The following is a 23,413-nucleotide window of genomic DNA, read 5'->3' as shown; positions in this document are numbered from 1 at the left end:
AAAGGCATAAGAAAAGCCTTCGCACGTACCAAGACTGCGAAGGCCATGATGGTTCGTTAACGCGCTCAATCCGTTAAGGCAAGCTGCTTACAAACACTTTATCATAACACCTCGGTAGGAAATTAAGCCCTTCGGCACCTACTGTCTACGGCATGCATATTCGAATTTAGTTCCGTTCTTCTTAGCGGTAAACCGCAGTGGAGACGCGAGCGCCTGGGCCCATTGTCGAAGAAACGGCGATGTTTTTCAGGTAAACCCCTTTAGCTGCAGCCGGTTTTGCACGGTTCAGAGCATCAACCAATGCTTTGAGGTTCTCAGTGAGTTTCTCAGCATCGAAGGATACTTTACCGATTGGCGCATGGATTTGACCTGCTTTGTCAAGACGATATTCGATTTTACCGGCTTTGATTTCTTGCACGGCTTTCGTCACGTCAAAGGTTACCGTACCTGCTTTAGGGTTAGGCATGAGACCTTTACCACCCAGGATACGACCCAATTTACCAACTTCAGCCATCATGTCCGGCGTTGCTACGCAAACGTCGAATTCGAACCAGCCTTGTTGGATTTTGTTGATCATGTCTGCATCGCCTACGAAGTCAGCGCCAGCAGCTTCCGCTTCTTTTGCTTTTTCGCCTTTCGCGAATACGAGAACACGTTTTGTTTTACCAGTACCATGCGGAAGTACAACTACGCCACGTACCGCTTGGTCTTGTTTCCGCGGGTCTACACCCAGACGGACAGCAACTTCGACAGATTCGTCAAATTTTGCTGTTGCAGCTTTTTTCACAAGCTCAATCGCTTGAGCCGGCTCGTAAGTTGCTTCGCTGTCAATCAGCTTAGCAGCTTCCAGATACTTCTTGCCATGTTTAGCCATTGTAAGTTCCTCCTTATGTGGTATAGCGGAGCATCCTCCTAGGAATGACCCTCCCACTTGACATCAGGATTTTGAGGGACTCAAAATCACTCGATATCTGACATCAGGATTTTGGAGAATCCAAAATCACACGATATCTGGACATCAGGATTTTGAAATAATCAAAATCACTCGATATCCGCGACTATTAGTCGACGATTGTTACACCCATGCTGCGTGCAGTACCTTCAATCATAAGCATTGCTGCTTCGACAGAAGCTGCATTCAAGTCGGGCATTTTTTGCTCAGCGATTTCGCGAACTTTGTCACGTTTAACTGTAGCAACTTTCTTCTTGTTTGGTTCGCCGGATCCTTTTTCGATACCTGCTGCTACGCGGAGCAATACTGCTGCCGGCGGAGTTTTAGTCTCGAACGTGAAGGAACGGTCCTCGAACACCGAGATAACTACCGGAATAATCAAACCAGCTTGATCTGCAGTACGAGCATTGAATTCTTTACAGAATGCCATGATGTTAACGCCTGCTTGACCAAGGGCTGGACCGATCGGCGGAGCCGGGTTCGCTTTACCTGCAGGAACCTGCAGTTTGACCATCTTGATGACCTTTTTTGCCATGACTTTTACACCTCCTTACTAGTAATTCCAAAGAACAGAAACATTTCCCGTGAAACCCGTCTCTTAAACCTTTTCCACTTGCGTGTAATCCAGTTCAAGCGGGGTTTCCCTGCCAAACATGTTAACATGCACCTTCAGCTTCGCTTTGTCGAGAAGAATTTCTTCTACTGTGCCGACAAAATCTGCGAAAGGCCCTACTTTGACGCGTACGGTTTCTTTCAGCTCGAACTCGATCTTCGGCTTCGGCTCTTCCATACCCATATGCTTGAGAATTTGTTCCACTTCATCAGGCATGAGCGGAGTCGGCTTCGATCCCGATCCAGTCGATCCTACGAATCCCGTAACGCCCGGCGTATTACGAACAACGTACCAGGAATCATCCGTTTGAACCATTTCCACAAGAACATATCCGGGATAGACTTTACGCTGAACGGTTTTTTTCTTACCGTCCTTCTCTACCACTTCATCTTCCATAGGAACGAGCACGCGGAAGATTTTGTCCTCCATGCCCATCGATTCAAGGCGGCGCTCCAAATTGGCTTTCACCTTGTTCTCATAACCGGCGTAAGTGTGTACGACATACCATCTTTTTTCCATTCCAATCCACCTTTGGACCCTTCTTAAACAATCAGTTCAATTATCGACGAGATCCCGATGTCAAGAAGCCAAAAGTAAATCGTCACAGCCGTGATCGTCAAAAGCACTACGATCGAATAGCTTGTCAACTCTTTACGGTTTGGCCAGCGAACCTTCTTCAGTTCTGCCCAGCTGTCGGCAAAGAAACTAAACGTTGTTCCAAAGCTTTGCTTTAGTTTAGCCAAAAATGCCACGTTCACACCTCCATAGACTATCTCGTCTCGCGATGAGGAGTCTGCTCGTTACAGAACTTGCAAAACTTCTTCAACTCGATGCGGTCGGGGTGATTGCGTTTGTTCTTGCTGCTCGCATAGTTTCTCTGTTTGCAGTTTGTGCATGCCAACGTGATAATTACCCGCATTGAAGTACACCTCCCGAACTGCTACTAAATGCTTTAGTGATGAGATAGTAGCCTACCCCTCACGAGAATGCGGCCCCAACACGAAAAAAAACCTCACATTTAGGCCTACCTAAAACACTTTATCACACGGCATATTTGATGTCAACGATTAGATAGCTTCCCCATACGGTTCAGATAATGGAAAAAGGCTTGCTTCGGAATCTCGCTCGTCCTATCAGTATAGTCCATATTATCCCTTTTAAAACCGAAAATAGCTGTCCATCCGAATCGGGTCCTTGCCCGAATGGATAGACAGCCTACTCTCAAATAGCTATATAAGAATGCCGTTGCTCTAACTGCTCAGATCTCTTACTTCCAAGTAACGTTCAAGCTTGCGTTTCACCCGCTGCAATGCATTGTCAATTGATTTCACATGCCTGTCCAAATCGACGGCAATCTCCTGATAGGACCTTCCGTCCAAATAGAGCATCAGCACCTTGCGTTCAAGGTCGCTCAATATTTCAGACATCTTGTCTTCCAGACCGATAAATTCTTCTTGGTTGATAATCAATTCTTCCGGGTCGGACACTCTTGTCCCGCATATGACATCAAGCAGCGTACGGTCAGAGTCTTCATCATAAATCGGCTTATCGAGCGAGACGTACGAATTGAGCGGAATATGCTTTTGCCGTGTAGCGGTCTTGATCGCCGTAATGATCTGCCGCGTAATACACAGTTCAGCAAAGGCCTTGAAGCTCGCGAGCTTGTCTCCCTTGAAATCGCGAATAGACTTATACAGTCCGATCATGCCTTCCTGCACAATATCTTCCCGATCCGCACCGATTAGAAAATAGGAACGCGCCTTGGCACGCACAAAGTTCTTGTATTTGTTTATCAAATATTCAAGAGCCAGGCTGTCGCCATTGCGGACCGCTTCGACGATGTCCTCGTCCGTACTGCAGTCATATTCGAGCGTACTCCATTCTTTGAGGTCGATGCTCACGAACTATCCCTCCGGCCTGCAAGGCGTACACCGCTAGATTCATAGAAATAGAAAAATACCTGCCACAATAAATATAGAGCCAGTATACATTATGTAACCTTACACCGTCAACAAATTTGCCCGGCGGGCACTATCGATTTAATTGCAGAACTGTAACTTTGTTACAAAAGCGCAGAAACAGCGGAACGGGACTATTTCTCCCCCCGCCGCAGCCGCTCCAGCTTGCTCCGGACCTCGAGACTCAATATCCCGTCAAGCGAGTTGCGCTTGCCCGGCTTCTCCTCGCGGAGCGTATGCTCAATCTGCTTCCGGCTTTGTTGCACATCAATGAGAAGCTCGCGGGCCGACAGGCGCAGCGCCCCCTTGCCGAAAGCGACATGCTGCTCGACGAGATCGGAGGTAGCGACGAATACGTTGCGGCGCTTCGAATAGAGCGCGACAACGAGCCGCTCGATGCACTCATCGGCCGTCTCCTTCTCCTTCGTATAGACGATATCCAGCTTGTGATGCTTATAGGTAGCGCCAAGCCCGGGAACCTGATGCGCATCAAAAATGACGTAAATCTTCAATCCGGAGAAGCCCTGGTAGTCGGCCAGCATCGTCAGCAGCTTATCCCGGGCTTCCTCCAGGTTAATTTCTTTCAATCGCTCCAGCACTGGCCATGCGCCGATAATATTGTAACCGTCCACCAGCAAAATATCGTCGGGCCGGCTCATCCTCTACAGGCTCCGGCGCTGCCGGACCACTTCATACATCAATACTCCGGCAGCCACCGAAGCATTCAGCGAGTTCAATTGTCCGAGCATCGGAAGCTTCACTAGAAAATCGCATTTGTCTTTAATAAGACGGCCGATGCCTTTGCCTTCATTGCCGATAACGATAGCAAGAGGCAGATCGAATTTCGTCTTGTACACATCCTGCGGCGCGCTGAGATCGGTTCCTGCTATCCACACGCCTTCTTCCTTCAAGCGGTCGATCGTTTGCGCCAAATTGGTTACCCGCGCGACAGGAACATGCTCGGCAGCGCCAGCCGACGTCTTCAATACAGTAGCCGTCAGTCCTGCTGCGCGGCGCTTCGGAATGATAACGCCATGCACGCCTGTGCATTCCGCAGTACGGAGAATGGAACCCAGGTTATGCGGATCCTCAATTTCATCCAGCAGCAAAATAAACGGCGTTTCACCGCGGCTGCGCGCCCGCTCCAGCAAATCTTCAATTTCAACATAGGCAAAAGCCGCTGCTTGTGCAACTACGCCTTGATGCTGAACGCCTTCCACCATGCTGTCCAGCTTGCGCTTGTCCACAAATTGAACGACGATGCCGTTCTTTTTCGCTTCCGCCGTAATCGGCTGGGTCAAGCTCTTCTGAGCGCCCTCGGCAATCCATATTTTATTGATCTCCCGACCGGAGCGCAGCGCTTCCATTACGGGATGCTTGCCTGCGATCAGTTCTTCTTGGTTGTATGCTTCAGCCATGCTAATCCCTCCTAATCCAATGCTTCTGCCGCGTCGACCGGTACGATCGCGACCTCAAACAGCTCCTTCAAGCGAGCTGTCCGTCCTTCATAATACAAATAGCCGACCAGGCATTCCAGCGCCGTTGCTTGGCGGTAATCGGCAGGGTCCGCGTTCTTCGGAGGCGCCCCTGATTTCGCATTCCGGCCGCGGCGCACGATATCGGCTTCTTCCTCCGTAAGCAGCGGCTGCCAGCGCTCCAGCAGCTTCCGCTGCGCCTTGGCGGAGACCATGCTCGTCGCTTCGCGGTGCAGATGATGCGGTTTATGGTTCGGCAACGATACGAGATATTGCCGGACCATAAGCTCGAATACGCCGTCGCCGACATACGCAAGCACGACCGGATTAATCAATTGCGGCTTTTTGGACGGCGAGTGGAACAGAAGCGAGGAACGGCCCCGCTCCAATACATCTACAGCTTCGCCCGCTCCGCTGTTGTCATCATTCAGCATTAATATTCCTCCATTCGGCCCTCCGCTCGCCCGCTTACAGCCGGCGCCAGCGGATTCCTTGCGGAGTATCTTCCAGCGCGATGCCTTTCGCAGTCAACAGGTCGCGAATCTCATCGGCTCTCGCCCAGTTTTTCGATTTGCGCGCTTCTGTGCGGTCCACGATCAATTGCTCGATCTCCGTATCCAGAAGCTCATCGTCTGCCGCCTGCTGCGGCAGCAAGCCCAGCACGGCGTCCATTTGCTCCAGCGCGTTCAGCAGCGCTGCCAGCCCCTCTGCGGATGCGTCGGCGCGGTTCATGTACTGGTTAGCCTCTGTGACCAGCTCGAATACAGCCGTAATCGCGTCCGGCGTACTGAAATCATCGCCCATCTTCGCTTCGAACTGCTCGCGGATCGCCGCCAGCTTGCCGTCCAATTCGGAAGGCGCGGCTGCGGCCGCTTCTGCACCCAGTGCAGACAAGCGATGCTTCAGGTTCGAAGCGCAGTTAACGATGCGCTCGACGCTTTTCTCCGCTTGCGCAATGGTGTCGTCGCTAAAGTTCAGCGGACTGCGGTAATGCGTCGCCAGCATGAAATAGCGGATCGCGTTCGGCTTCACCTGCTTCACAAGCTCATGGACCGCAATGCCGTTGCCCAGCGACTTGGACATTTTCTCATTATTGATATGAACATAGCCGTTATGCATCCAATAGTTGGACAACGGATGGCCAGTCAACGCTTCGGACTGCGCCACTTCGCATTCATGATGCGGGAACTGCAGGTCATGACCGCCGCCGTGGATGTCCAGCGTGTTCCCGAGATAAGTGCGGGCCATCGCCGAGCATTCGATATGCCAGCCTGGGCGCCCAGCTCCCCAAGGGCTCTCCCAGTTAATCTCACCCGGCTTCGCGCCTTTCCACAATACGAAGTCCTGCGGGTTTTCTTTACGGTCGCCGATTTCGATCCGGATGCCGAACTGCAGCTCCTCCAGATTCTGATGCGACAGCTTGCCGTAATCCTCGAACTTGGAGGTGCGGAAATAGACGTCGCCCTCGCTCGTATAAGCATAGCCTTTGTCGACCAGTTCTTGAATAAATGCGATGATTTCCGGGATATGCTGTGTGACCCGCGGATTCATCGAAGCCTTGTGCACGCCAAGCGACTCCAAGTCTTCGTTAAAAGCGTTAATGAACTTCTCTGCAACTTCAGGTACAGTAGCGCCAAGCTGCTCTGCTTTGCGAATCAGCTTGTCATCTACGTCCGTGAAGTTGACGATGTAATTAACCTCGTAGCCTGCATACTCCAGGTAGCGGCGAACGACGTCAAAAAAGATAACCGGACGCGCATTGCCGATATGGATATAATCGTACACGGTCGGACCGCATACATACATTTTGACCTTGCCCGGCTCTTGCGATACGAACGCTTCCTTGGAACGGGTCAGCGTATTGTAAATATGAACTGTCATTTTCTCAAATCTCCTCCAGCAACGGGCTCCCTAAGCTTCTCCAGCTCGGACTTTAAGCCGTCGATTTCCTTCTGCATTTCGCGGAACATCTCGATGACGGGATCGGGCAGCTGCTTATGATCCAGCCGGTCTCCGACACGCTCTCCGTTCCGTTTCACGATGCGGCCCGGATTGCCGACAACGGTACTGTTGTCAGGCACTTCGCGAAGCACAACCGCATTTGAACCTATATTAGAATTATCGCCTACCGTGAACGAACCTAGTACTTTCGCGCCTGAGCCAATAACGACGCTATTGCCGATAGTAGGGTGCCGCTTGCCTTTCTCTTTGCCTGTACCGCCAAGCGTAACACCCTGGTAGATGACGACATCGTCGCCAATCTCGCAAGTTTCCCCGATAACGACCCCCATGCCATGATCGATGAACAGCCGGCTGCCAATTGTTGCGCCGGGATGAATCTCAATGCCTGTCATAAAACGGCTGAACTGCGATATGATACGCGCCACCGTATACCATTTGTTCCGATAAAGCGAATGGGCAATCCGATGCGCCCATATCGCATGCAAGCCGGAGTAGGTGAAAATAACCTCGAAGCGGCTTCGCGCCGCCGGATCATTCTCGAATACCGCATTTATGTCTGAATGAAAATGGCGAAACATCCCTCTCTACCTCCCCCAGCCCTCACAACACGCTCTAGCGCTTTGCGAACCATAACAGCATCGAACGGCGGACATATAAAAAAGCCTCCGCAGCATCGTTGCCGATGCTGCAGAGGCGTGCATATCGCGTACGCGGTTCCACTCTGCTTGGACTCGTACTGTGTTCCCGCTTCCCGCGAGCTTCACCCAAAGGGTAAAAAATTCACGCAAAAGCCACAGCCGGCTGTCCGTCTTAGAGCCCTTAACGCAGGCTTACGTTGCTGCCTACCCCGCTTCCCCTCCATCCTAAGATGGCTGGCAACCGGATCGGAACAAAGCTCCCAGGTGCATATTTCCGCTTGGGGACTAGACAACTCGCAGCCTGCAATGCACCCTGCCGGAATGAACCGGCAACGGGCCTCATTGACCGTTGTCCTCTCTGCAAATCCTGCCTTGCGTACTTCTCCTGTTCATCGCTTATCGTTTCATCGAATTGTTATGGTAGTACCAGTATACTCAATCGTCAAAAAAGTGACAAGGAAATTTGTACAGCTGCAATTAGCGCGCCAGACGGCCTTGCAGTCTGCCGATCACTTTATCTTTGCCCAGCAGGACGATCGACTGATTCAGGTCAGGACCGTGCGTCTGCCCGGTAAGCGCCGCGCGGATCGGCATAAAGAGCTGCTTGCCCTTAAATCCTGTTTCCTTCTGAACCGCCTTGATCATCTCTTTCACGCCGTCTGCATCATACGGCTTCTCTCCGGCTTCCACCTGTGCGAGGAAAGCAGCCAGTACAGTCGGAACCTGCTCCTCAGCAAGCACAGCCGCAGCTTCCTCCTCGTCCTCAACCGTTTCACGGAAGAAGAGCTCCGTAAGCGGCACGATTTCCGAAGCGAAGCGAATCTTATCCTGATACAGCGCAACGAGTGCATCTACCCATTCGCGGCCTTCTGCCTTCAGTTCGGCTTCTACGCGGCCGGCCTTCTGCAAATGCGGGAGGCAAAGGTCAACGAGACGCGGCAGCTCGGTTTTTTTCACATATTCATTGTTCATCCATGTCAGCTTGTTCGTATCAAATACAGCCGGGCTCTTGCTGAGACGTTCAGCGTTGAAGACCTCAATCAGCTGCTCGCGGGTGAAGATCTCCTGCTCGCCCTCCGGCGACCAGCCGAGCAAAGCGATAAAGTTGAACAGCGCCTCCGGCAAATAGCCAAGATCGTCATATTGCTCAATGAACTGAATGATCGATTCATCGCGCTTGCTGAGCTTTTTGCGGCTCTCGTTGACGATAAGCGTCATATGACCGAAGCGCGGCGCTTCCCAGCCAAGCGCCTCATAGATCATCAGCTGGCGAGGCGTATTGGAGATATGGTCTTCGCCGCGGAGCACATGGCTGATGCGCATCAAGTAATCGTCAAGCACAACCGCAAAGTTGTAGGTCGGGATGCCGTCCTTCTTCACGATGACGAAATCGCCCATCTCAGCGGTATCGAAGCTGATCGTGCCTTTGACCATATCGTCAAATGCAAACGTACGGTTCTCCGGCACGCGGAAACGGATGCTCGCGACGCGTCCTTCTGCTTCGAATGCCTGGCGCTGCTCCTCTGTCAGATTGCGGTGGCGGCCGGAATAACGCGGCGTCTCGCCGCGGCCGAGTTGCTCCTCGCGCTCCTGCTCCAGCTCCGCTTCCGTGCAATAGCAGCGGTATGCCAGGCCGCGCTCAAGCAGATCCTGCCAGTATTCTTTATAGATATCCAGTCTCTCGGTCTGACGGTATGGTCCATAGCCGCCGCCGATATCGACGCTCTCATCCCAATCCATGCCAAGCCATTTCAGATAAGTAAGCTGGCTTTCTTCCCCGCCTGCTACATTCCGTTTCACATCGGTATCCTCAATGCGAATGATAAATTTGCCGCCTTGACTGCGCGCGAATAAATAATTGAATAATGCCGTTCTGGCGTTGCCGATATGTAAATGGCCCGTCGGCGAAGGCGCATACCGTACGCGGACTTCCTGTGTCATGTGAAAAACCCCTCTCTTGAACTATGCTGCTCTATTGTACCAGAAAACTGATGAGATGATTGAATTCGCCCATCTCGCCTATCTGCTCCGTTTTAAGCTTTAATCAGACAAACAACCGATTGGGCAGCGATGCCCTCGCCCCGGCCGGTGAAGCCGAGCTGCTCTGTCGTCGTCGCTTTCACATTAATTTGCGAAATGTCGGCTTCCAGTGCGCGTGCAATAATTTCCGCCATCTGTGGAATATATGGCGCCATTTTCGGCTTTTGCGCAATGATCGTGGAATCGGCGTTGCCCAGCTTATAGCCGCGCTCCTTCGCCAGCTCCCATACCCGCTCCAGCAGCTTCAGGCTGTCCGCGTCCTTGAACGCCTCATCCGTATCGGGAAAATGCTTGCCGATATCGCCAAGGCCGAGCGCCCCCAGCACCGCGTCAGTGATCGCGTGAAGCAGCACGTCTGCGTCGGAGTGGCCCAGCAGCCCCTTCTCGTATGGAATCGTAACGCCGCCAATGATACACGGCCGTCCTTCCGTCAATTGATGCACGTCAAAGCCTTGTCCAACTCGAATCATCGTTAATTTCCCCTCTCCCGCTTCTCTAGCAAAAACTCCGCCCAAGGCAAATCCTCGGGCGTCGTAATTTTAATATTCGTATAATCGCCCTCTGCAATCGTTACGGCAGCGCCTGTCCACTCGACGACCATCGCGTCATCGGTGCCCAAATACCCTTCGGCCTGCGCACGTTCATGCGCTGCAACGAGCAGTTCACGACGAAAAGCTTGCGGCGTTTGAATCGCCCACAAGCTTCGGCGGTCAGGCGTGGAGACGATCAGTCCCGTCTCATCCACCTGCTTAATCGTGTCCTTCACCGGTACGGCAAGCACCGCCGCCCCGACCCGCTCCGCCGCAGCGCAGCAGGCGCGAACCGCTTCAGGCGTCACAAGCGGCCGTACGCCGTCATGCACCATGACCCATTCCGCAGCAGGCGGCAGCGCCGCAATGCCGGCATAGACCGAATGCTGCCGTTCACCGCCGCCGGAGACAACTGCCGAGACCTTGTCCAGCCCATGCTCGCTCACGAGCCGGCTGCACCGCTCCACATCATCTCCGCCGACGACAAGCGCAATCTCCGCGATCTCCTCCATCGACTGAAACAGCTCCAGCGTATGAATGAGTATCGGCTTGCCCCGCAGCGGCAAATACTGTTTGCTCTCCGCCGTCCCCATGCGCGAACCTCGTCCGGCCGCGACGACGACGACTCCCCACTTGTTCATGCTTCCTACTCTCCCTATATAGCGACAAACTGATTACTACTACTATACAGGGTTAGAGCGCTTTTTCCAACAGCTTCGGCTTGGCGAAAATCATCCGGCCGGCTGAAGTCTGGAGCACGCTGGTGACCAAGACCTCCATCGTCGTGCCGATATAGTCGCGTCCGCCTTCGACCACGATCATCGTGCCGTCATCCAAATAAGCGACGCCTTGCCCGTGCTCCTTGCCGTCTTTAATAACTTGTACGATAATTTCTTCTCCCGGAAGCACGACCGGCTTGACCGCATTCGCCAAATCGTTAATATTGAGCACCGATACGCCTTGCAGCTCGCATACTTTGTTCAGGTTGAAATCATTCGTCACAACTTTGCCGTGCAGCGCTTTCGCCAGCTTCACCAATTTGCTGTCCACCTCGCTTATTTCTTCAAAATCCCCTTCATAGATCAGAACCCGGACATCAAGCTCCTTCTGGATTTTGTTCAAAATATCAAGCCCGCGCCGTCCGCGGTTGCGCTTAAGCAGATCGGAAGAATCCGCAATATGCTGCAGCTCCTCCAGAACGAATTCCGGAATAACGAGCGTGCCTTCAATAAAGCCCGTTTTGCAAATATCGGCGATGCGCCCGTCAATAATGACGCTCGTATCCAATATTTTATGTTCCTCAAAGCCGCTGGTCTCATCCGGTGCCGGGGCTGCTTTACGCTGTTCTAGCACCGCTGCTGCCGCTGCAGCCAGCTCCTCTTTCTTATGCCAGGCGATACGAAGCCCCAAGTAGCCGAAGCACAGTGACATCGCCGCCGGCAGCAGGATGCCGGGTCCTCCAAGATCCGATACCGCCGGGTAGAGCAGCACCGAAAGCAGCAGACCGGCCAATAAGCCGCCCGCTCCTGCGAACAGATCCGAAACCGGAAGAGCTGCCGTCTTCTCGGCTCCATTTTGCAGCAGCCGGATCAGCTTGCCCGCAACCATGGTAGCGATAATTAGACCTGCAATGGCTCCTAGTGCCACATTCATGTAATAAGAGCTTGAACGCTGCAGCATGCCGAAGGAAGGCTCCGACCAGAGCGCCGTTCCATTTGTCCAGCTATGTACTTCGCTTCCGGCCATTGCGCCAAACAGCACGCCGATAATTTGAATTATTTTTTTGACCATCATTCCCACCTCCATTACAATTATGTTCCAATTTTGGACGACCTAACCGTCATGGTGAATGATTTTTAATTTTGAAAAGATCACTGGCTAGGCTTATAATGGAAATAGTGATAACTTCTGTAGAAGCTGATGAAAGAGGTGGAACTGATGAGCGCTCCAACATTGGATCAATTTCAGCAACAAGTATCGGAATTACTGCTGCGGCATCGCAGCCTGCTAGACGTCATGTCCAAATTCGGCCAGTCCGGCGCATCTGTCAATCGTGCAGTATCGAAAGCGGTTACCGATTGCGGCTGCATCGAATTAAATGCCCGCAAGCAGCAGTACTCAAACGAGCTTAACCTCGAAAATGCCAAATCGACGCTTCAAAGCCATCTTTCCGGACAAGTATGCGAGAATTGCCGCGACGCCCTCAAGAACGATCTCGGGCGCAACTTGTTCTATATGACCGCCATGTGCAATCTGCTGGATATTGAGCTTAGCGAAGTCATTGCTGACGAATACGACAAATGCTCGACGCTTGGACTGTTTAATCTCACTTGAATATAGCAAAAAAACAGCGTTCTCCTTCAATCAAGGAGAACGCTGTTTTCATTTGAAATGCTATGCCTGTTCCGTCTTCTCTGCCTTTACAGACACAGTCGTGGATACAGTTGCAGTTGTTTCAGTTTCAGTTGCAGTTGAAGCTGTCTCTGCTTCTGCCGCAAGCAGCCGCTCGCGCTTTTGGCGCATTTTTTTGCGAATGAATAAGAAGATGACGATCAGCGGAACGCCGATTGCGAAAATATATAAGGATACATCCTTTACCATGCCCTCGGCAGAGCGTCCGTAAAAATAGAACAGAGCGCCAATCGCGTAAAACTTTACAGCTCTTCCGATAGCGGCATATACCATCAGGCGCCATAACGGAAATTTAAGCGAGCCAGAAAGAATCGTGAACACTTTAAAGGGGATAGGAGTAAAGGAGCCGATCATAATGGCAGCTTCGCCATTTTTCTGAAACAAGGCGGTCGCTTTGTCGACCCACTCTTTTTTCAAAATTTTGTACAGAACCGTAGCACCCAGCGATCTCCCGATATAGTAGCCGACAGGAGAGCCAAGCAAGCACGCGACGAAACCCACAGTTGCGAGCCAAAGGGCATTAGAGGGATCAACTAGACTTAGAGGGATTTGCAGAAACAACGCTGGCACCGGAAAAATAATCGCATCGATAAAGGAGTGGATAAATAGGCCAAGCGCTCCGAATTCCATTAAATAATCTATAAAATCTTGAATCATATAAGGCCTCTCTTCTGCTTGACGAGAACAAATTCTCTCGAACATCGGTATGCGTACAACATACAGTATACGACATTACCGGTATGAAGTTTCACTTTTTTTATTGGAAGGAAAAATTGATTCGTCAATATGCCGAACTTCCTAGCTTTTGTACAAGAAAAAAGCTGTTCGAAAGCCGGACGACCGACCTTCAAACAGCTTTGCTTCTTCCGTTCTATACTAGGCCGACGAATCGGATTGTATAGGCTCCTCCGTCCCGATTGCTTCGGGATGGCGTTTGCGGTACCGGCGCTTTAACCGCCGATCAACGTTTTTTTTTAATCCGTACAATGCGTATAACAGCAGCGGCAAAAATAAAATTTTCGATAACTGGTGCGGCAGCAAGATGCCTAACACAACCGCAATCGCTACAACGATTGGAACAACCCAGACCGCGCTGCGCGGAATACCGATTTTTTTGAAATTCGGATACTTGACGGTACTCACCATTAACAAGGACAGCACAAGTGTGCTTGCCAGCAGAATCGTAACCGAAATATCATTCTTGAACAATGCCATCGTTGCCAGCACGCCGCCCGCAGCCGGAATCGGCAAGCCGATAAAATAGCCCGGTGCACAAGAGACGACATTAAACCTCGCAAGCCGCAAAGCCCCGCAAATTGGAAACAACGCAGTAATGATCCATGCTACCGTCGGATTCAAATTCTGAAACGCGACCACATACATTATAAAAGCCGGCGCTACGCCGAACGAGATCACATCGGATAACGAATCGAGCTCTTTGCCGAATTCGCTTTGTACATTCAATGCCCGAGCTACGCGGCCATCCACACCGTCCAACAGCATGGCGATAATAACCATCATGGCGGCATGTTCAGGCTTTTCGTTAAACACAAGAATAATGGCGGCTATTCCTAGAAATAGGTTCCCCACCGTGAGAAGGCTCGGTATCGACTTTGTGATCATCTGTTCCACCTCTTCTCTACTATGCCCTAAAAACCGATTACTGATGTGCCGACTATGCCTTCCAGCAAAAACAGACCGACACGCATTCTACCCATTGTATGAGATTTAAATTTGTCTGTCAATGAACATCTGCTCTTGAATCCGCTTCAGGCCGTCTTTAATTGCTCTCGCCCGAACCTCGCCAATGCCGTCGACTTCATCCAATTCCTCGATCGTAGCCATGAGAACATGCGGCAGACGGCCGAAACGCTCAATCAGATTATTCATGATCATGAGCGGCAGGCGCGGTATGCGGTTAAGCAGCCTGAACCCGCGCGGAGACACGGCTTCCTCCACCATAGAGCCTGCATTCGGGTAGCCGAGGAGGCGAATAATCGGCTGAGCATCCAGCAGCTCATCCGAGCTGAGCTTCTTCAATGCAATGCGCAGCTCGCGGATTTTGTCATCCGCATGATCCTTCGCATAATCTTTAAGCAAATACCAGGCTTCCTCATCAACGCCGTCCACCAGCTCTTCCAGCTGCATCGCAATGAGCCGGCCTTCGACGCCAAGCTCGGTCACATAGCGCTTGATCTCCATCTTGACGCGCAGCACCATCTCTACACGCTGAACGACATGCGCAACCTCTTGAAGCGTAACCAGCTCCTCGAATTCAAGCGCGGACAAGTTCGTCAGCGATTGGTTCAGCACAGCCCGGTACTTCTCCAGCGTCTGAATCGCTTGATTGGCCTTGGTCAGAATGACGCCCATCTCCTTGAGGGAGTAGCGCAGATTGCCTTGGTACAGCGTAATGATGTTGCGGCGCTGCGAGATCGAGACGACCAGCTTGCCGGTCTGCTTTGCAACCCGCTCCGCTGTCCGGTGCCGAATGCCAGTCTCCGTCGAAGGGATAGAGCTGTTCGGGATCAGCTGCGTATTGGCATACAAAATGCGGCGCATATCCTCGCTTAAAATGATCGCCCCGTCCATTTTTGCAAGCTCATATAAGTAGTTTGGCGAGAAATCGCAATTGATGGAAAAGCCGCCGTCCACGACTTCCATGACTTCCGGGCTATAGCCCACGACGAGCAGAGCGCCCGTTTTCGCCCGCAGTACATTTTCCAGCCCTTCGCGGAACGGGGTGCCGGGTGCGACTAACTGCAACAACTGATTCATTATGTCTTGCTGACTTGGTTCTTTCATCGTATGCCCCCTATCCAAGTGCTGCCTTAAGTGCTTCCGATACGGTATTGACTCCGATAATCTCGATGCCTTCTGGCGCCTTCCAGCCTTTCAGGCTTTTCTCCGGCATAATAACCCGCTTGAAACCGAGCTTCTCCGCTTCCTTCACCCGCTGCTCTGCCCGCGATACAGCACGGACTTCGCCGGTCAAGCCAACTTCGCCGAATATAACATCGTAAGGCTTCGTAGGCGCATCACGGAAGCTTGAAGCCAGCGATACGGCCGCTGCCAGATCGACAGCCGGCTCGTCAAGCTTAACGCCGCCCGCTACGTTCAAATATGCATCCTGCGTCTGCAGGAACATGCCGATACGCTTCTCCAGCACGGCGATAATGAGCGCCATTCGGTTATGGTCGATGCCCGTAGACATACGGCGGGGCGACGGGAAGTTCGTCGTTGCTACAAGTGCCTGCAGCTCGACAAGCACCGGCCGCGTTCCCTCCATACTGGCGACTACAGTTGAACCGGATACGCCAAGCGGACGCTCGGATAGAAACAGCTCCGACGGATTGGCAACCTCGCGCAGCCCTTCCTCGCCCATTTCGAATATTCCGATTTCATTCGTCGAGCCGAAACGGTTTTTCACCGCCCTCAGCAGCCGGTAGGTATGATGCCGCTCGCCTTCGAAATAAAGCACGCAGTCGACCATATGCTCCAGCAGCCTAGGACCGGCAATTGCGCCTTCCTTCGTAACGTGCCCGACGAGCACCGTTGCGATGCCCTTGATCTTGGCTACCCGCATAAAGTGCGCTGTACATTCGCGGACCTGGGCAACGCTGCCCGGCGCTGATTGTACGTTCGGATCATATACCGTCTGAATGGAGTCAATGACGAGAAAATCAGGTGCGATCGTTTCAATGGCATCGTTAATATGATCCATATTCGTTTCGCACAGCACATACAGCATTTCCGTCAAGGCACCAAGACGATCCGCCCGCAATCTTGTCTGGCGAACCGATTCCTCTCCGGAAATATAGAGCACCTTCAGACCCTTAACCGCCATAGCATGCGAGGTTTGCAGCAGCAGTGTCGATTTGCCGATGCCGGGGTCGCCGCCCACCAATATCAGCGAGCCTGGAACGACGCCTCCGCCCAGTACACGGTTCAGCTCCTGCATCTTTGTTTCAATACGCGGTTCTTGCCCGCTTTCTATATGTATGATGGATTGCGCCTTTTCTTTCGTATGAACCATCCGAAGACCAACGCCCTGCGTCTTCACAACAGTCTCCTTCTCTTCGACCATTGTATTCCACGCGTGGCAGCCCGGGCATTTGCCCAGCCATTTCGGCGATTCTGTGCCGCAATCTGTACATACGAACTTCGATTTTATTTTTGCCATGACAGGCTCCTTTTAACATACGCTTTCATTCAAAGTTTACCATTTAATCCCCAACCTATAAACCCCTGTGTCCATGAAAAAAAAATGCGCCCCTTCCGTTTCCGGAAGAAGCGCATTGTGTTCAAGCTGTTATTTGGCTGCCGGTTCCTCGGAAACGGCTTCCTTCTCGACATCGGAGGAGCGGGTTACGGTCAACGCGCCGTCCTTCTCGTCGATTGTAAACGTATCGCCTTTGCTGATTTTGCCCATCAGCAGATCCTCGGACAACCGATCCTCGATATGCTTCTGAATCGCACGGCGCAGCGGACGCGCACCGTATTGCGGATCGAAGCCTTCCTTCGCGAGGAATGCTTTGGCAGCATCGGTGAGGACGAAGTCCACCTCTTGCTCGCGCAGACGCTTGCGAAGATCGTCGGACATGAGCGTCACGATTTGAGCGATATGCTCCTGCTCCAGCGAGTGGAACACGATCGTCTCGTCGATCCGGTTCAAGAACTCCGGACGGAAGCTTTTCTTCAGCTCGCCCATTACTTTATCTTTCATTTGTGCAAAGTCGCGGCCGGCATCGTGTACCGCTGTGAAGCCAAGCGACGAATTGCGTTTGATTTGATCGGCGCCAACGTTCGACGTCATGATGATCAGCGTATTGCGGAAGTCAACGACCCGGCCTTTGGAATCGGTCAAGCGTCCATCCTCCAGCACTTGCAGCAGAATGTTGAACACTTCCGGATGCGCCTTCTCAATCTCATCGAGCAGAACTACGGAATATGGCTTGCGGCGGACCTTCTCGGTCAGCTGGCCGCCTTCCTCGTAGCCGACATAGCCTGGAGGCGCGCCGACGAGGCGGGAAGTCGAATGCTTCTCCATATACTCCGACATATCGATACGGATAACCGCATTCTCGTCGCCGAACATCGCTTCCGCAAGGGCGCGGGCCAGCTCGGTTTTACCAACACCGGTTGGACCCAGGAAGATGAAGGAGCCCATTGGACGCTTCGGATCCTTCAGGCCGGCGCGAGCGCGGCGGATTGCTCTCGATACCGCTTTGACCGCTTCGTCTTGACCGATAACCCGGTCATGAAGAAGAGCTTCCATGTTGAGCAGACGCTCCGTTTCTTCTTCTGCGAGCTTGCTGACCGGAATACCGGTCCAGCTTGCCACGACTTGTGCGATATCTTCAGGCGTAACCTCGGAATCGGTACGGCCTTGTTTTTCTTTCCATTGGTTTTTCGTTACGTCCAGCTCTTCACGGATCTTCTGTTCCGTATCGCGCAGAGCTGCAGCCTTTTCGAACTCTTGGCTTTGCACCGCCGCGTCCTTCTCCTTGCGGATATCCTCCAGACGGTTTTCCAGCTGCTTCAGATTCGGCGGTACCGTGTACGAGTTCAACCGGACTTTAGAGCCTGCCTCATCAATGAGGTCGATCGCTTTATCCGGCAGGAACCGGTCGGTGATGTAGCGATCCGACAGTTTGACTGCTTGAACGATCGCTTCATCCGTAATTTTGACCCGGTGATGCGCTTCATAACGGTCACGAAGTCCCATCAGAATTTGAACCGCTTCTTCCGGCGACGGCTGATCCACTGTAATCGGTTGGAAACGGCGCTCCAGCGCTGCGTCCTTCTCGATATACTTGCGGTATTCATCCAGCGTCGTCGCGCCGATGCATTGCAGCTCGCCGCGGGCCAAAGCCGGTTTCAAAATGTTGGAGGCATCAATCGCGCCCTCAGCACCGCCGGCTCCGATGAGCGTATGCAGCTCGTCGATGAAGAGGATGATGTTGCCGGCTTGCCGGATCTCATCCATAATCTTTTTCAGCCGATCCTCGAATTCACCGCGGTATTTCGTGCCTGCAACGACTGACCCCATATCGAGTGTCATTACACGTTTGTCACGCAGCGTCTCCGGAATTTCATTGGCGATAATTTTTTGCGCCAGGCCTTCCGCGATCGCCGTCTTACCTACACCCGGCTCGCCAATAAGCACTGGATTGTTTTTCGTCCGGCGGCTGAGCACTTGAATAACACGCTCGATTTCCTTGCTGCGGCCGATAACAGGGTCCAGATTGCCTTCCTTCGCATAAGCCGTCAGATCACGTGCCAGGCCATCCAGCGTTGGCGTGCTGACATTGGAAGGGGCACCGTGGTTGCTGGATACCGCTTCGCTGCTTCCAAGAAGCTGCAGCACTTGCTGGCGGGCTTTGTTCAGGCTGATGCCCAGATTGTTGAGCACCCGCGCTGCTACGCCTTCGCCTTCACGAATGAGGCCGAGAAGAATATGCTCAGTGCCGACGTAAGTATGGCCAAGCTTTCTCGCTTCATCCATCGACAGCTCAATTACTTTTTTCGCACGAGGCGTGTAAGCGATATTCGTCGGCTGCTCTTGTCCGCGGCCGATTAACGCTTCTACCTCATCCTGTATTTTTTCAAGTCCAAGGCCAAGACCGATCAAAGCTTTCGCTGCGATGCCTTCGCCTTCTCTAATCAGACCAAGCAAAATATGCTCTGTACCAATATTATTGTGTCCAAGACGAACCGCTTCCTCTTGTGCTAGTGCCAGCACCTTCTGCGCCCGTTCCGTAAATCGTCCAAACATCATATTCACGCACCCCCATGCTCGGTTTGACTCCGCAATTGCTTGCGGATTAATTCAGCCCGCCTGTAATCCCGCTGTTCAGCGCTCATTTTCTCATTGAACGCCTGCTGCAGGAAGCCCGGCTGTGTCATTACGATTAATTCATTCATAATTTGCGGCGAGACATCATCCAGCAATCCCAGATCGACTCCGAGCCTAACGTCCGACAACCGCTGCGCCGACTCCTTGGAGTCCATTACAGCTGCATAAGACAGAATGCCGTAAGAACGTTTGACGCGATCTTCGATTCGCAGTCGCGATTCCGACATCAGTCTTGAACGGGCCGCCTTCTCATGTTCGATAATCTGCTTGGCTACGCCGTGCAAATTCTCGATAATTTCGGTCTCGGATTGCCCCAGCGTAATTTGATTCGAGATTTGAAACAAATTGCCGAGTGCCTCGCTGCCTTCCCCATACAGCCCTCTTACGGCTAAACCGACCTGCGTTACCGCGGATAAGATCCGATTAATCTGCTGCGTCAGCACGAGTGCCGGCAGATGCATCATAACCGAAGCCCTTATTCCGGTGCCGACATTAGTCGGACAACTTGTTAAATAGCCTTTCTTTTCATCAAAAGCGTAATCCGTTTCGTCTTCGAAGACATCATCGATCCGATTCGCATGCGTCCAAGCTTCTTTAATTTGAAATCCTGGATATAAACATTGAATGCGAAGATGATCCTCTTCGTTAATCATTATGCTTACGGATTCATTGTCGCTTAAAATAACCGCCCCGCCCCGCGATTCATTCGCCAGGTTCGGACTGATCAAATGCTTCTCAACCAGCACTCGCCTCTCCAGCTCATTAAGCTCGGACAGTACAATCGTCTCGAACTTGCCGACTGGCTTCAGCTTGCCTGAATTCGCAACCTCCGTCAGCTGCTCCATCACTTCAACCAATTGATCATTGGTCGCCAGCATCGGAAACGGCTTGTGACGCAAATTGCGGGCGATGCGGATTCGGCTGCTTATGACGATATCGGATTCAGGGCCGTCCCCTTTCATCCAATCGCTAACCGCCTGTTGTGAGAAACGACGTTTCGTCAAGAGGAACCCTCCTTCATGCGGCCTTGCCCTAATGCTTGCTTCATGCTTTTATTGTTTTGTTGCTTTATTGGCTAGAGGTCTGCTATTTTACGCTCAAGCTCGCGAATACGATCACGAAGCTCAGCTGCACTTTCAAATTCTTCACGTTCAATATGGCCCTGCATTTCTCCGCGAAGCTGTTCGATTTCACGTTTGTACTGAATTTGGCTTCCGGTACGCTTCGGTATTTTACCGCTGTGCACCGTATTGCCATGTACTCGCTTAAGGAGCGGATCGAGCCTGTCGGCAAAATACCGGTAGCAGGAGCTGCACCCAAATCTTCCGAGCTTGCTGAACTGCGTATACGTTAAGCCGCATTCTTCGCATCGCAGCGCTTGCTGCTGTTTCAAGCTTGCACTGCTTGCTGAGCCGGAGGGATCGAAGTCGAGCAGCCCCGACAGCAGGTTGTGGATCGAAAATCCATTCACCGCTCCAGGGATACTGTCTCCTCTTTCTCTGGCGCATGCTTCACAGACGTGAAATTCAGTTTTCTCACCGTTAACGATCTTCGTAAAATGAAGCGTTGCCGGCCTATTGCCGCATTCTTGGCAAATCAAGCCGAAATCCCTCCTTTCCTATCACAACAACGAACGCAACTTCAAGCGCGTGATGTGAAAGCATCAACGGCGCACTATCTGCCTTAAGGCAGTCTAGATTACCGCTTTAGCTTCGAAATAAAAGCAATGCGTTTCGGCTTTGCTTTTACGGCGCGTTACTTAACAAGAAGCGATATCAGCATGGCCCGCAGCAAGCGTGCCCTGATTTCGTCCCGCAACGGCAGCTTCACGGCGATTGTCTCGCGATCCACTGCTGCGCGGAGCAGATTGCCTTCCCGCTTTGTAATGAGACCTGCTTCTTCCAGCTGATAAATCAATCCCTCTGCCGCACTCTGCTCGACGCAATCGCCAATCGTATCATGGATATGGAATTGAATCGTCTTGAGTGCCGGAAGGTCTACCCGTTGAATCCGGATATAACCGCCGCCTCCCCGTTTGCTTTCAACCATGTAGCCTTTCTCCAGTGTAAACCGGGTACTGATTACATAATTGATCTGAGAAGGTACACAGGAGAACCGGTCTGCCAGCTCGTTGCGTTGGATCTCGACAGCGCCCTCTGGACTATCCTGCAGCATATGCTTCAAATATTGCTCGATGAGATCGGAAATGTTACGCAAATCACCAACCTCCCAGTATTGCTTTGGAGCCTTTATTGCATTGCTTTTGAAGGGCTCCAACTGACTTTGACTTTCTTTGACTTTAACTTTATTATACGCAAAATAAGTCAAAGGTCAAGTGATGGATTTGCAATTTTCTGACGATTGTCAGTTGCTTAGTCAAAACGCCCGTAATACCTATCTTGATGCGCTTTACAGTTATTTATACCCCATTTCGGAAGGGATGACACGGATAGGGTGTGTGGGGGGGCAAAATGCCGGCTAGAAACATTTTGCAGGGCAGTATTCCTTTGTTTAAATAAGGGGTTAAAGATCAGATGAAAATGAAGGAAAGGCGCTATTAATGAAATTATATTTTGCGGCACCGATTATTGCAGTCATTACAGCTTCTTTGTATGTTTGTCCGTTCAGGTTGATGGGCTTGGTTGTGCACGTTGTTATAAACAGACTGTGGATCATGTGGAGAAAACAAGGGATAAGCATCCCCTTAAAGTTATGCACATGTGATTATCGAAATGTCGTGATTCATCAACATTTGCCATTTTTAATTATGCACTGTGCATAATTAAATGACGCAAGTTGTGCAAGGTGCATTGGGGAAAATGTGCACAAAGTGTGTGTACGATTGAGGAAAGCGTACGACTAGGCGACTAGGAGGCGTATTGTATGGCTATGGTGAGTGAGGGACCACGCTGGGGAGTGGGCTGCAGCTGCCGATGTGTAGTGAGGAAGCAGTAGTAAGCATAATTGAGTGATGAGGTAGCACCATACGGTGTGCTTGTACTACTTAAAGTGCGTGTACAAAGCAGTAAAGATATGTACAAATGGATCATCTATTGCAATTCAGGGTTATGTACTACAGTGCAGATTCGCACTTAGACGCAGTAGTACTGCTTTCACAATGCATAAGAGTATCCTAGAAATACGGCTTATGGGTAGTGCAGTACGATACCACTGAATCAACAATGCCTGTTCTATATGCAAGCAGAGCTGTGGACTATTTTGTGCGATTTCGGCTGAAGGTACATTCAATGCTTGAGTCTAGTGCGTTTATAATTGCAGCAGCCCCAGCAATACCTACTTATTCACATTGATATAAGTATTAGTACCTTTTGAGCTAAATACTTACGCACATGTTAAATGGTTGGCTCTCGAAAGGCAGCTGCTAATTCACATCTTATCCTCTACCTCTATCAATGTACTAACTTTTTCAACCTCATACAATCTAACAATCTAAGCTGCTTAAATCCTGAGTATACTCTGCGGCATACTCCCATCTTAAAAAGCTCCTGCTTTTGATCTTGCTCATCAAAATGTAAAAATACAGTTTGTTTTACCCGAAAAGGCAATTTTAGCTCATCAAAATGCAAAAGTGCAGTTTGCGAGGGGCTTTTTGGCCTATTTCAGCCGAAACGACCATTTTTAACTGTACTTTTGCATTTTGATGCTTATTTTTCATACTTTTAGCGGAATCAAACTGCACTTTTGCATTTTGAAGCGGCCAGGAGCATGAAACGAACATGAATTATCATTACCAGCAAGACTGCGCTGCGTAAAAAGAATATATTGAGCGTTGTATACTTTGTTCGAGGCAAGAGTTACTACCAGACTTAATGTTAGTTGAAATTCCGTGCATGCCCATGGGATCTAGAAAGGTCCCGGCACAACAAAAAACCTGCCGCAATCATGCGGCAGGCCTCTCGTGCTTGGCGACGTCCTACTCTCCCAGGACCCTGCGGTCCAAGTACCATCGGCGC

24 protein-coding genes and 1 other annotated feature are annotated in these 23,413 nt (G+C 51.4%); of the genes, 1 reads left to right on the top strand and 23 read right to left on the bottom strand.

Annotation, left to right across the window (positions count from 1 at the left end; all coding sequences use genetic code 11):
- Positions 1–169 (bottom strand) — a sequence feature (ribosomal protein L10 leader region).
- A 12-nt stretch (positions 170–181) separates the two neighbouring features.
- From rplA to ACFVVF_RS28580, 15 genes are all read right to left on the bottom strand, one after another.
- Positions 182–874 carry a 50S ribosomal protein L1 gene (rplA, locus tag ACFVVF_RS28650; RefSeq protein ID WP_387816670.1) on the bottom strand — a complete coding sequence of 231 codons (693 nt, stop codon included), beginning with the start codon at positions 872–874 and terminating at the stop codon, positions 182–184.
- 187 nt (positions 875–1,061) lie between these two features.
- The gene (gene rplK / locus ACFVVF_RS28645; RefSeq protein ID WP_188893054.1) at positions 1,062–1,487 is read right to left on the bottom strand and encodes a 50S ribosomal protein L11; all 426 of its coding nucleotides are present in this window, start codon (positions 1,485–1,487) and stop codon (positions 1,062–1,064) included.
- A 63-nt stretch (positions 1,488–1,550) separates the two neighbouring features.
- On the bottom strand, positions 1,551–2,084 hold the full coding sequence (gene nusG / locus ACFVVF_RS28640) for a transcription termination/antitermination protein NusG (protein ID WP_042171477.1): 534 nt from the start codon (positions 2,082–2,084) through the stop codon (positions 1,551–1,553).
- Positions 2,085–2,107: 23 nt separating this feature from the next.
- Entirely contained in the window at positions 2,108–2,317 is a 210-nt protein-coding gene (secE, locus tag ACFVVF_RS28635; protein ID WP_042171479.1) for a preprotein translocase subunit SecE, read from the bottom strand.
- 17 nt (positions 2,318–2,334) lie between these two features.
- Positions 2,335–2,484, bottom strand: a complete 150-nt coding sequence (gene rpmG / locus ACFVVF_RS28630; RefSeq protein WP_015847242.1) for a 50S ribosomal protein L33 — start codon at positions 2,482–2,484, stop codon at positions 2,335–2,337.
- Between the two features lie 331 nt (positions 2,485–2,815).
- A complete protein-coding gene (gene sigH, locus ACFVVF_RS28625; RefSeq protein ID WP_042171481.1) occupies positions 2,816–3,466 on the bottom strand; it encodes an RNA polymerase sporulation sigma factor SigH in 651 nt (216 codons plus the stop codon).
- Positions 3,467–3,657: 191 nt separating this feature from the next.
- The gene (locus ACFVVF_RS28620) at positions 3,658–4,182 is read right to left on the bottom strand and encodes an NYN domain-containing protein (RefSeq protein WP_387816666.1); all 525 of its coding nucleotides are present in this window, start codon (positions 4,180–4,182) and stop codon (positions 3,658–3,660) included.
- 3 nt (positions 4,183–4,185) lie between these two features.
- On the bottom strand, positions 4,186–4,941 hold the full coding sequence (gene rlmB, locus ACFVVF_RS28615) for a 23S rRNA (guanosine(2251)-2'-O)-methyltransferase RlmB (protein ID WP_387816664.1): 756 nt from the start codon (positions 4,939–4,941) through the stop codon (positions 4,186–4,188).
- 11 nt (positions 4,942–4,952) lie between these two features.
- On the bottom strand, positions 4,953–5,432 hold the full coding sequence (locus tag ACFVVF_RS28610; protein WP_387816662.1) for a Mini-ribonuclease 3: 480 nt from the start codon (positions 5,430–5,432) through the stop codon (positions 4,953–4,955).
- A 34-nt stretch (positions 5,433–5,466) separates the two neighbouring features.
- A complete protein-coding gene (gene cysS / locus ACFVVF_RS28605) occupies positions 5,467–6,879 on the bottom strand; it encodes a cysteine--tRNA ligase (protein WP_387816661.1) in 1,413 nt (470 codons plus the stop codon).
- Positions 6,876–7,538 (bottom strand): serine O-acetyltransferase, encoded by a 663-nt coding sequence (gene cysE / locus ACFVVF_RS28600; RefSeq protein WP_387816658.1) that lies wholly within the window; start codon positions 7,536–7,538, stop codon positions 6,876–6,878. Before cysE ends, cysS begins: the two co-directional genes overlap by 4 nt.
- Before the next feature lie 537 nt (positions 7,539–8,075).
- Positions 8,076–9,539: a glutamate--tRNA ligase gene (gene gltX / locus ACFVVF_RS28595; protein WP_387816656.1), complete on the bottom strand. Its 1,464-nt coding sequence runs from the start codon at positions 9,537–9,539 to the stop codon at positions 8,076–8,078.
- A gap of 92 nt (positions 9,540–9,631) precedes the next feature.
- Positions 9,632–10,108 carry a 2-C-methyl-D-erythritol 2,4-cyclodiphosphate synthase gene (gene ispF, locus ACFVVF_RS28590; protein ID WP_042171494.1) on the bottom strand — a complete coding sequence of 159 codons (477 nt, stop codon included), beginning with the start codon at positions 10,106–10,108 and terminating at the stop codon, positions 9,632–9,634.
- Positions 10,109–10,110: 2 nt separating this feature from the next.
- Positions 10,111–10,809 (bottom strand): 2-C-methyl-D-erythritol 4-phosphate cytidylyltransferase, encoded by a 699-nt coding sequence (gene ispD, locus ACFVVF_RS28585; RefSeq protein ID WP_387816654.1) that lies wholly within the window; start codon positions 10,807–10,809, stop codon positions 10,111–10,113.
- 52 nt (positions 10,810–10,861) lie between these two features.
- On the bottom strand, positions 10,862–11,959 hold the full coding sequence (locus ACFVVF_RS28580) for a PIN/TRAM domain-containing protein (RefSeq protein WP_387816738.1): 1,098 nt from the start codon (positions 11,957–11,959) through the stop codon (positions 10,862–10,864).
- Between the two features lie 147 nt (positions 11,960–12,106).
- On the opposite strand from ACFVVF_RS28580, the gene ACFVVF_RS28575 reads away from it, so the two are divergent.
- Positions 12,107–12,502 (top strand): nucleoside triphosphate pyrophosphohydrolase family protein, encoded by a 396-nt coding sequence (locus ACFVVF_RS28575; protein WP_387816652.1) that lies wholly within the window; start codon positions 12,107–12,109, stop codon positions 12,500–12,502.
- A 60-nt stretch (positions 12,503–12,562) separates the two neighbouring features.
- On the opposite strand, the gene ACFVVF_RS28570 is transcribed toward ACFVVF_RS28575, so the two are convergent.
- The 8 genes from ACFVVF_RS28570 to ACFVVF_RS28535 all read right to left on the bottom strand — a co-directional run bounded on the left by ACFVVF_RS28570 (position 12,563) and on the right by ACFVVF_RS28535 (position 21,656).
- Positions 12,563–13,237: a YqaA family protein gene (locus ACFVVF_RS28570; RefSeq protein WP_387816650.1), complete on the bottom strand. Its 675-nt coding sequence runs from the start codon at positions 13,235–13,237 to the stop codon at positions 12,563–12,565.
- Between the two features lie 219 nt (positions 13,238–13,456).
- Complete coding sequence (gene pssA, locus ACFVVF_RS28565) at positions 13,457–14,203, bottom strand: CDP-diacylglycerol--serine O-phosphatidyltransferase (RefSeq protein ID WP_387816648.1); 747 nt, start codon at positions 14,201–14,203, stop codon at positions 13,457–13,459.
- A gap of 105 nt (positions 14,204–14,308) precedes the next feature.
- Positions 14,309–15,385 carry a DNA integrity scanning diadenylate cyclase DisA gene (gene disA, locus ACFVVF_RS28560; protein ID WP_042171512.1) on the bottom strand — a complete coding sequence of 359 codons (1,077 nt, stop codon included), beginning with the start codon at positions 15,383–15,385 and terminating at the stop codon, positions 14,309–14,311.
- A 10-nt stretch (positions 15,386–15,395) separates the two neighbouring features.
- A complete protein-coding gene (radA, locus tag ACFVVF_RS28555) occupies positions 15,396–16,763 on the bottom strand; it encodes a DNA repair protein RadA (RefSeq protein ID WP_387816645.1) in 1,368 nt (455 codons plus the stop codon).
- Between the two features lie 129 nt (positions 16,764–16,892).
- Entirely contained in the window at positions 16,893–19,361 is a 2,469-nt protein-coding gene (clpC, locus tag ACFVVF_RS28550) for an ATP-dependent protease ATP-binding subunit ClpC (RefSeq protein WP_387816643.1), read from the bottom strand.
- Between the two features lie 2 nt (positions 19,362–19,363).
- Positions 19,364–20,443 (bottom strand): protein-arginine kinase McsB, encoded by a 1,080-nt coding sequence (gene mcsB / locus ACFVVF_RS28545; RefSeq protein ID WP_387816641.1) that lies wholly within the window; start codon positions 20,441–20,443, stop codon positions 19,364–19,366.
- Positions 20,444–20,514: 71 nt separating this feature from the next.
- Entirely contained in the window at positions 20,515–21,039 is a 525-nt protein-coding gene (mcsA, locus tag ACFVVF_RS28540; RefSeq protein ID WP_387816639.1) for a protein-arginine kinase activator protein McsA, read from the bottom strand.
- A gap of 155 nt (positions 21,040–21,194) precedes the next feature.
- Positions 21,195–21,656, bottom strand: a complete 462-nt coding sequence (locus ACFVVF_RS28535) for a CtsR family transcriptional regulator (RefSeq protein WP_042171519.1) — start codon at positions 21,654–21,656, stop codon at positions 21,195–21,197.
- Positions 21,657–23,413: the final 1,757 nt, after the last annotated feature.

The sequence above is a fragment of the Paenibacillus sp. NPDC058174 genome, assembly GCF_042883865.1.
GTDB lineage: Bacteria > Bacillota > Bacilli > Paenibacillales > Paenibacillaceae > Pristimantibacillus.
This window is presented reverse-complemented; position numbering and strand designations above follow the sequence as displayed.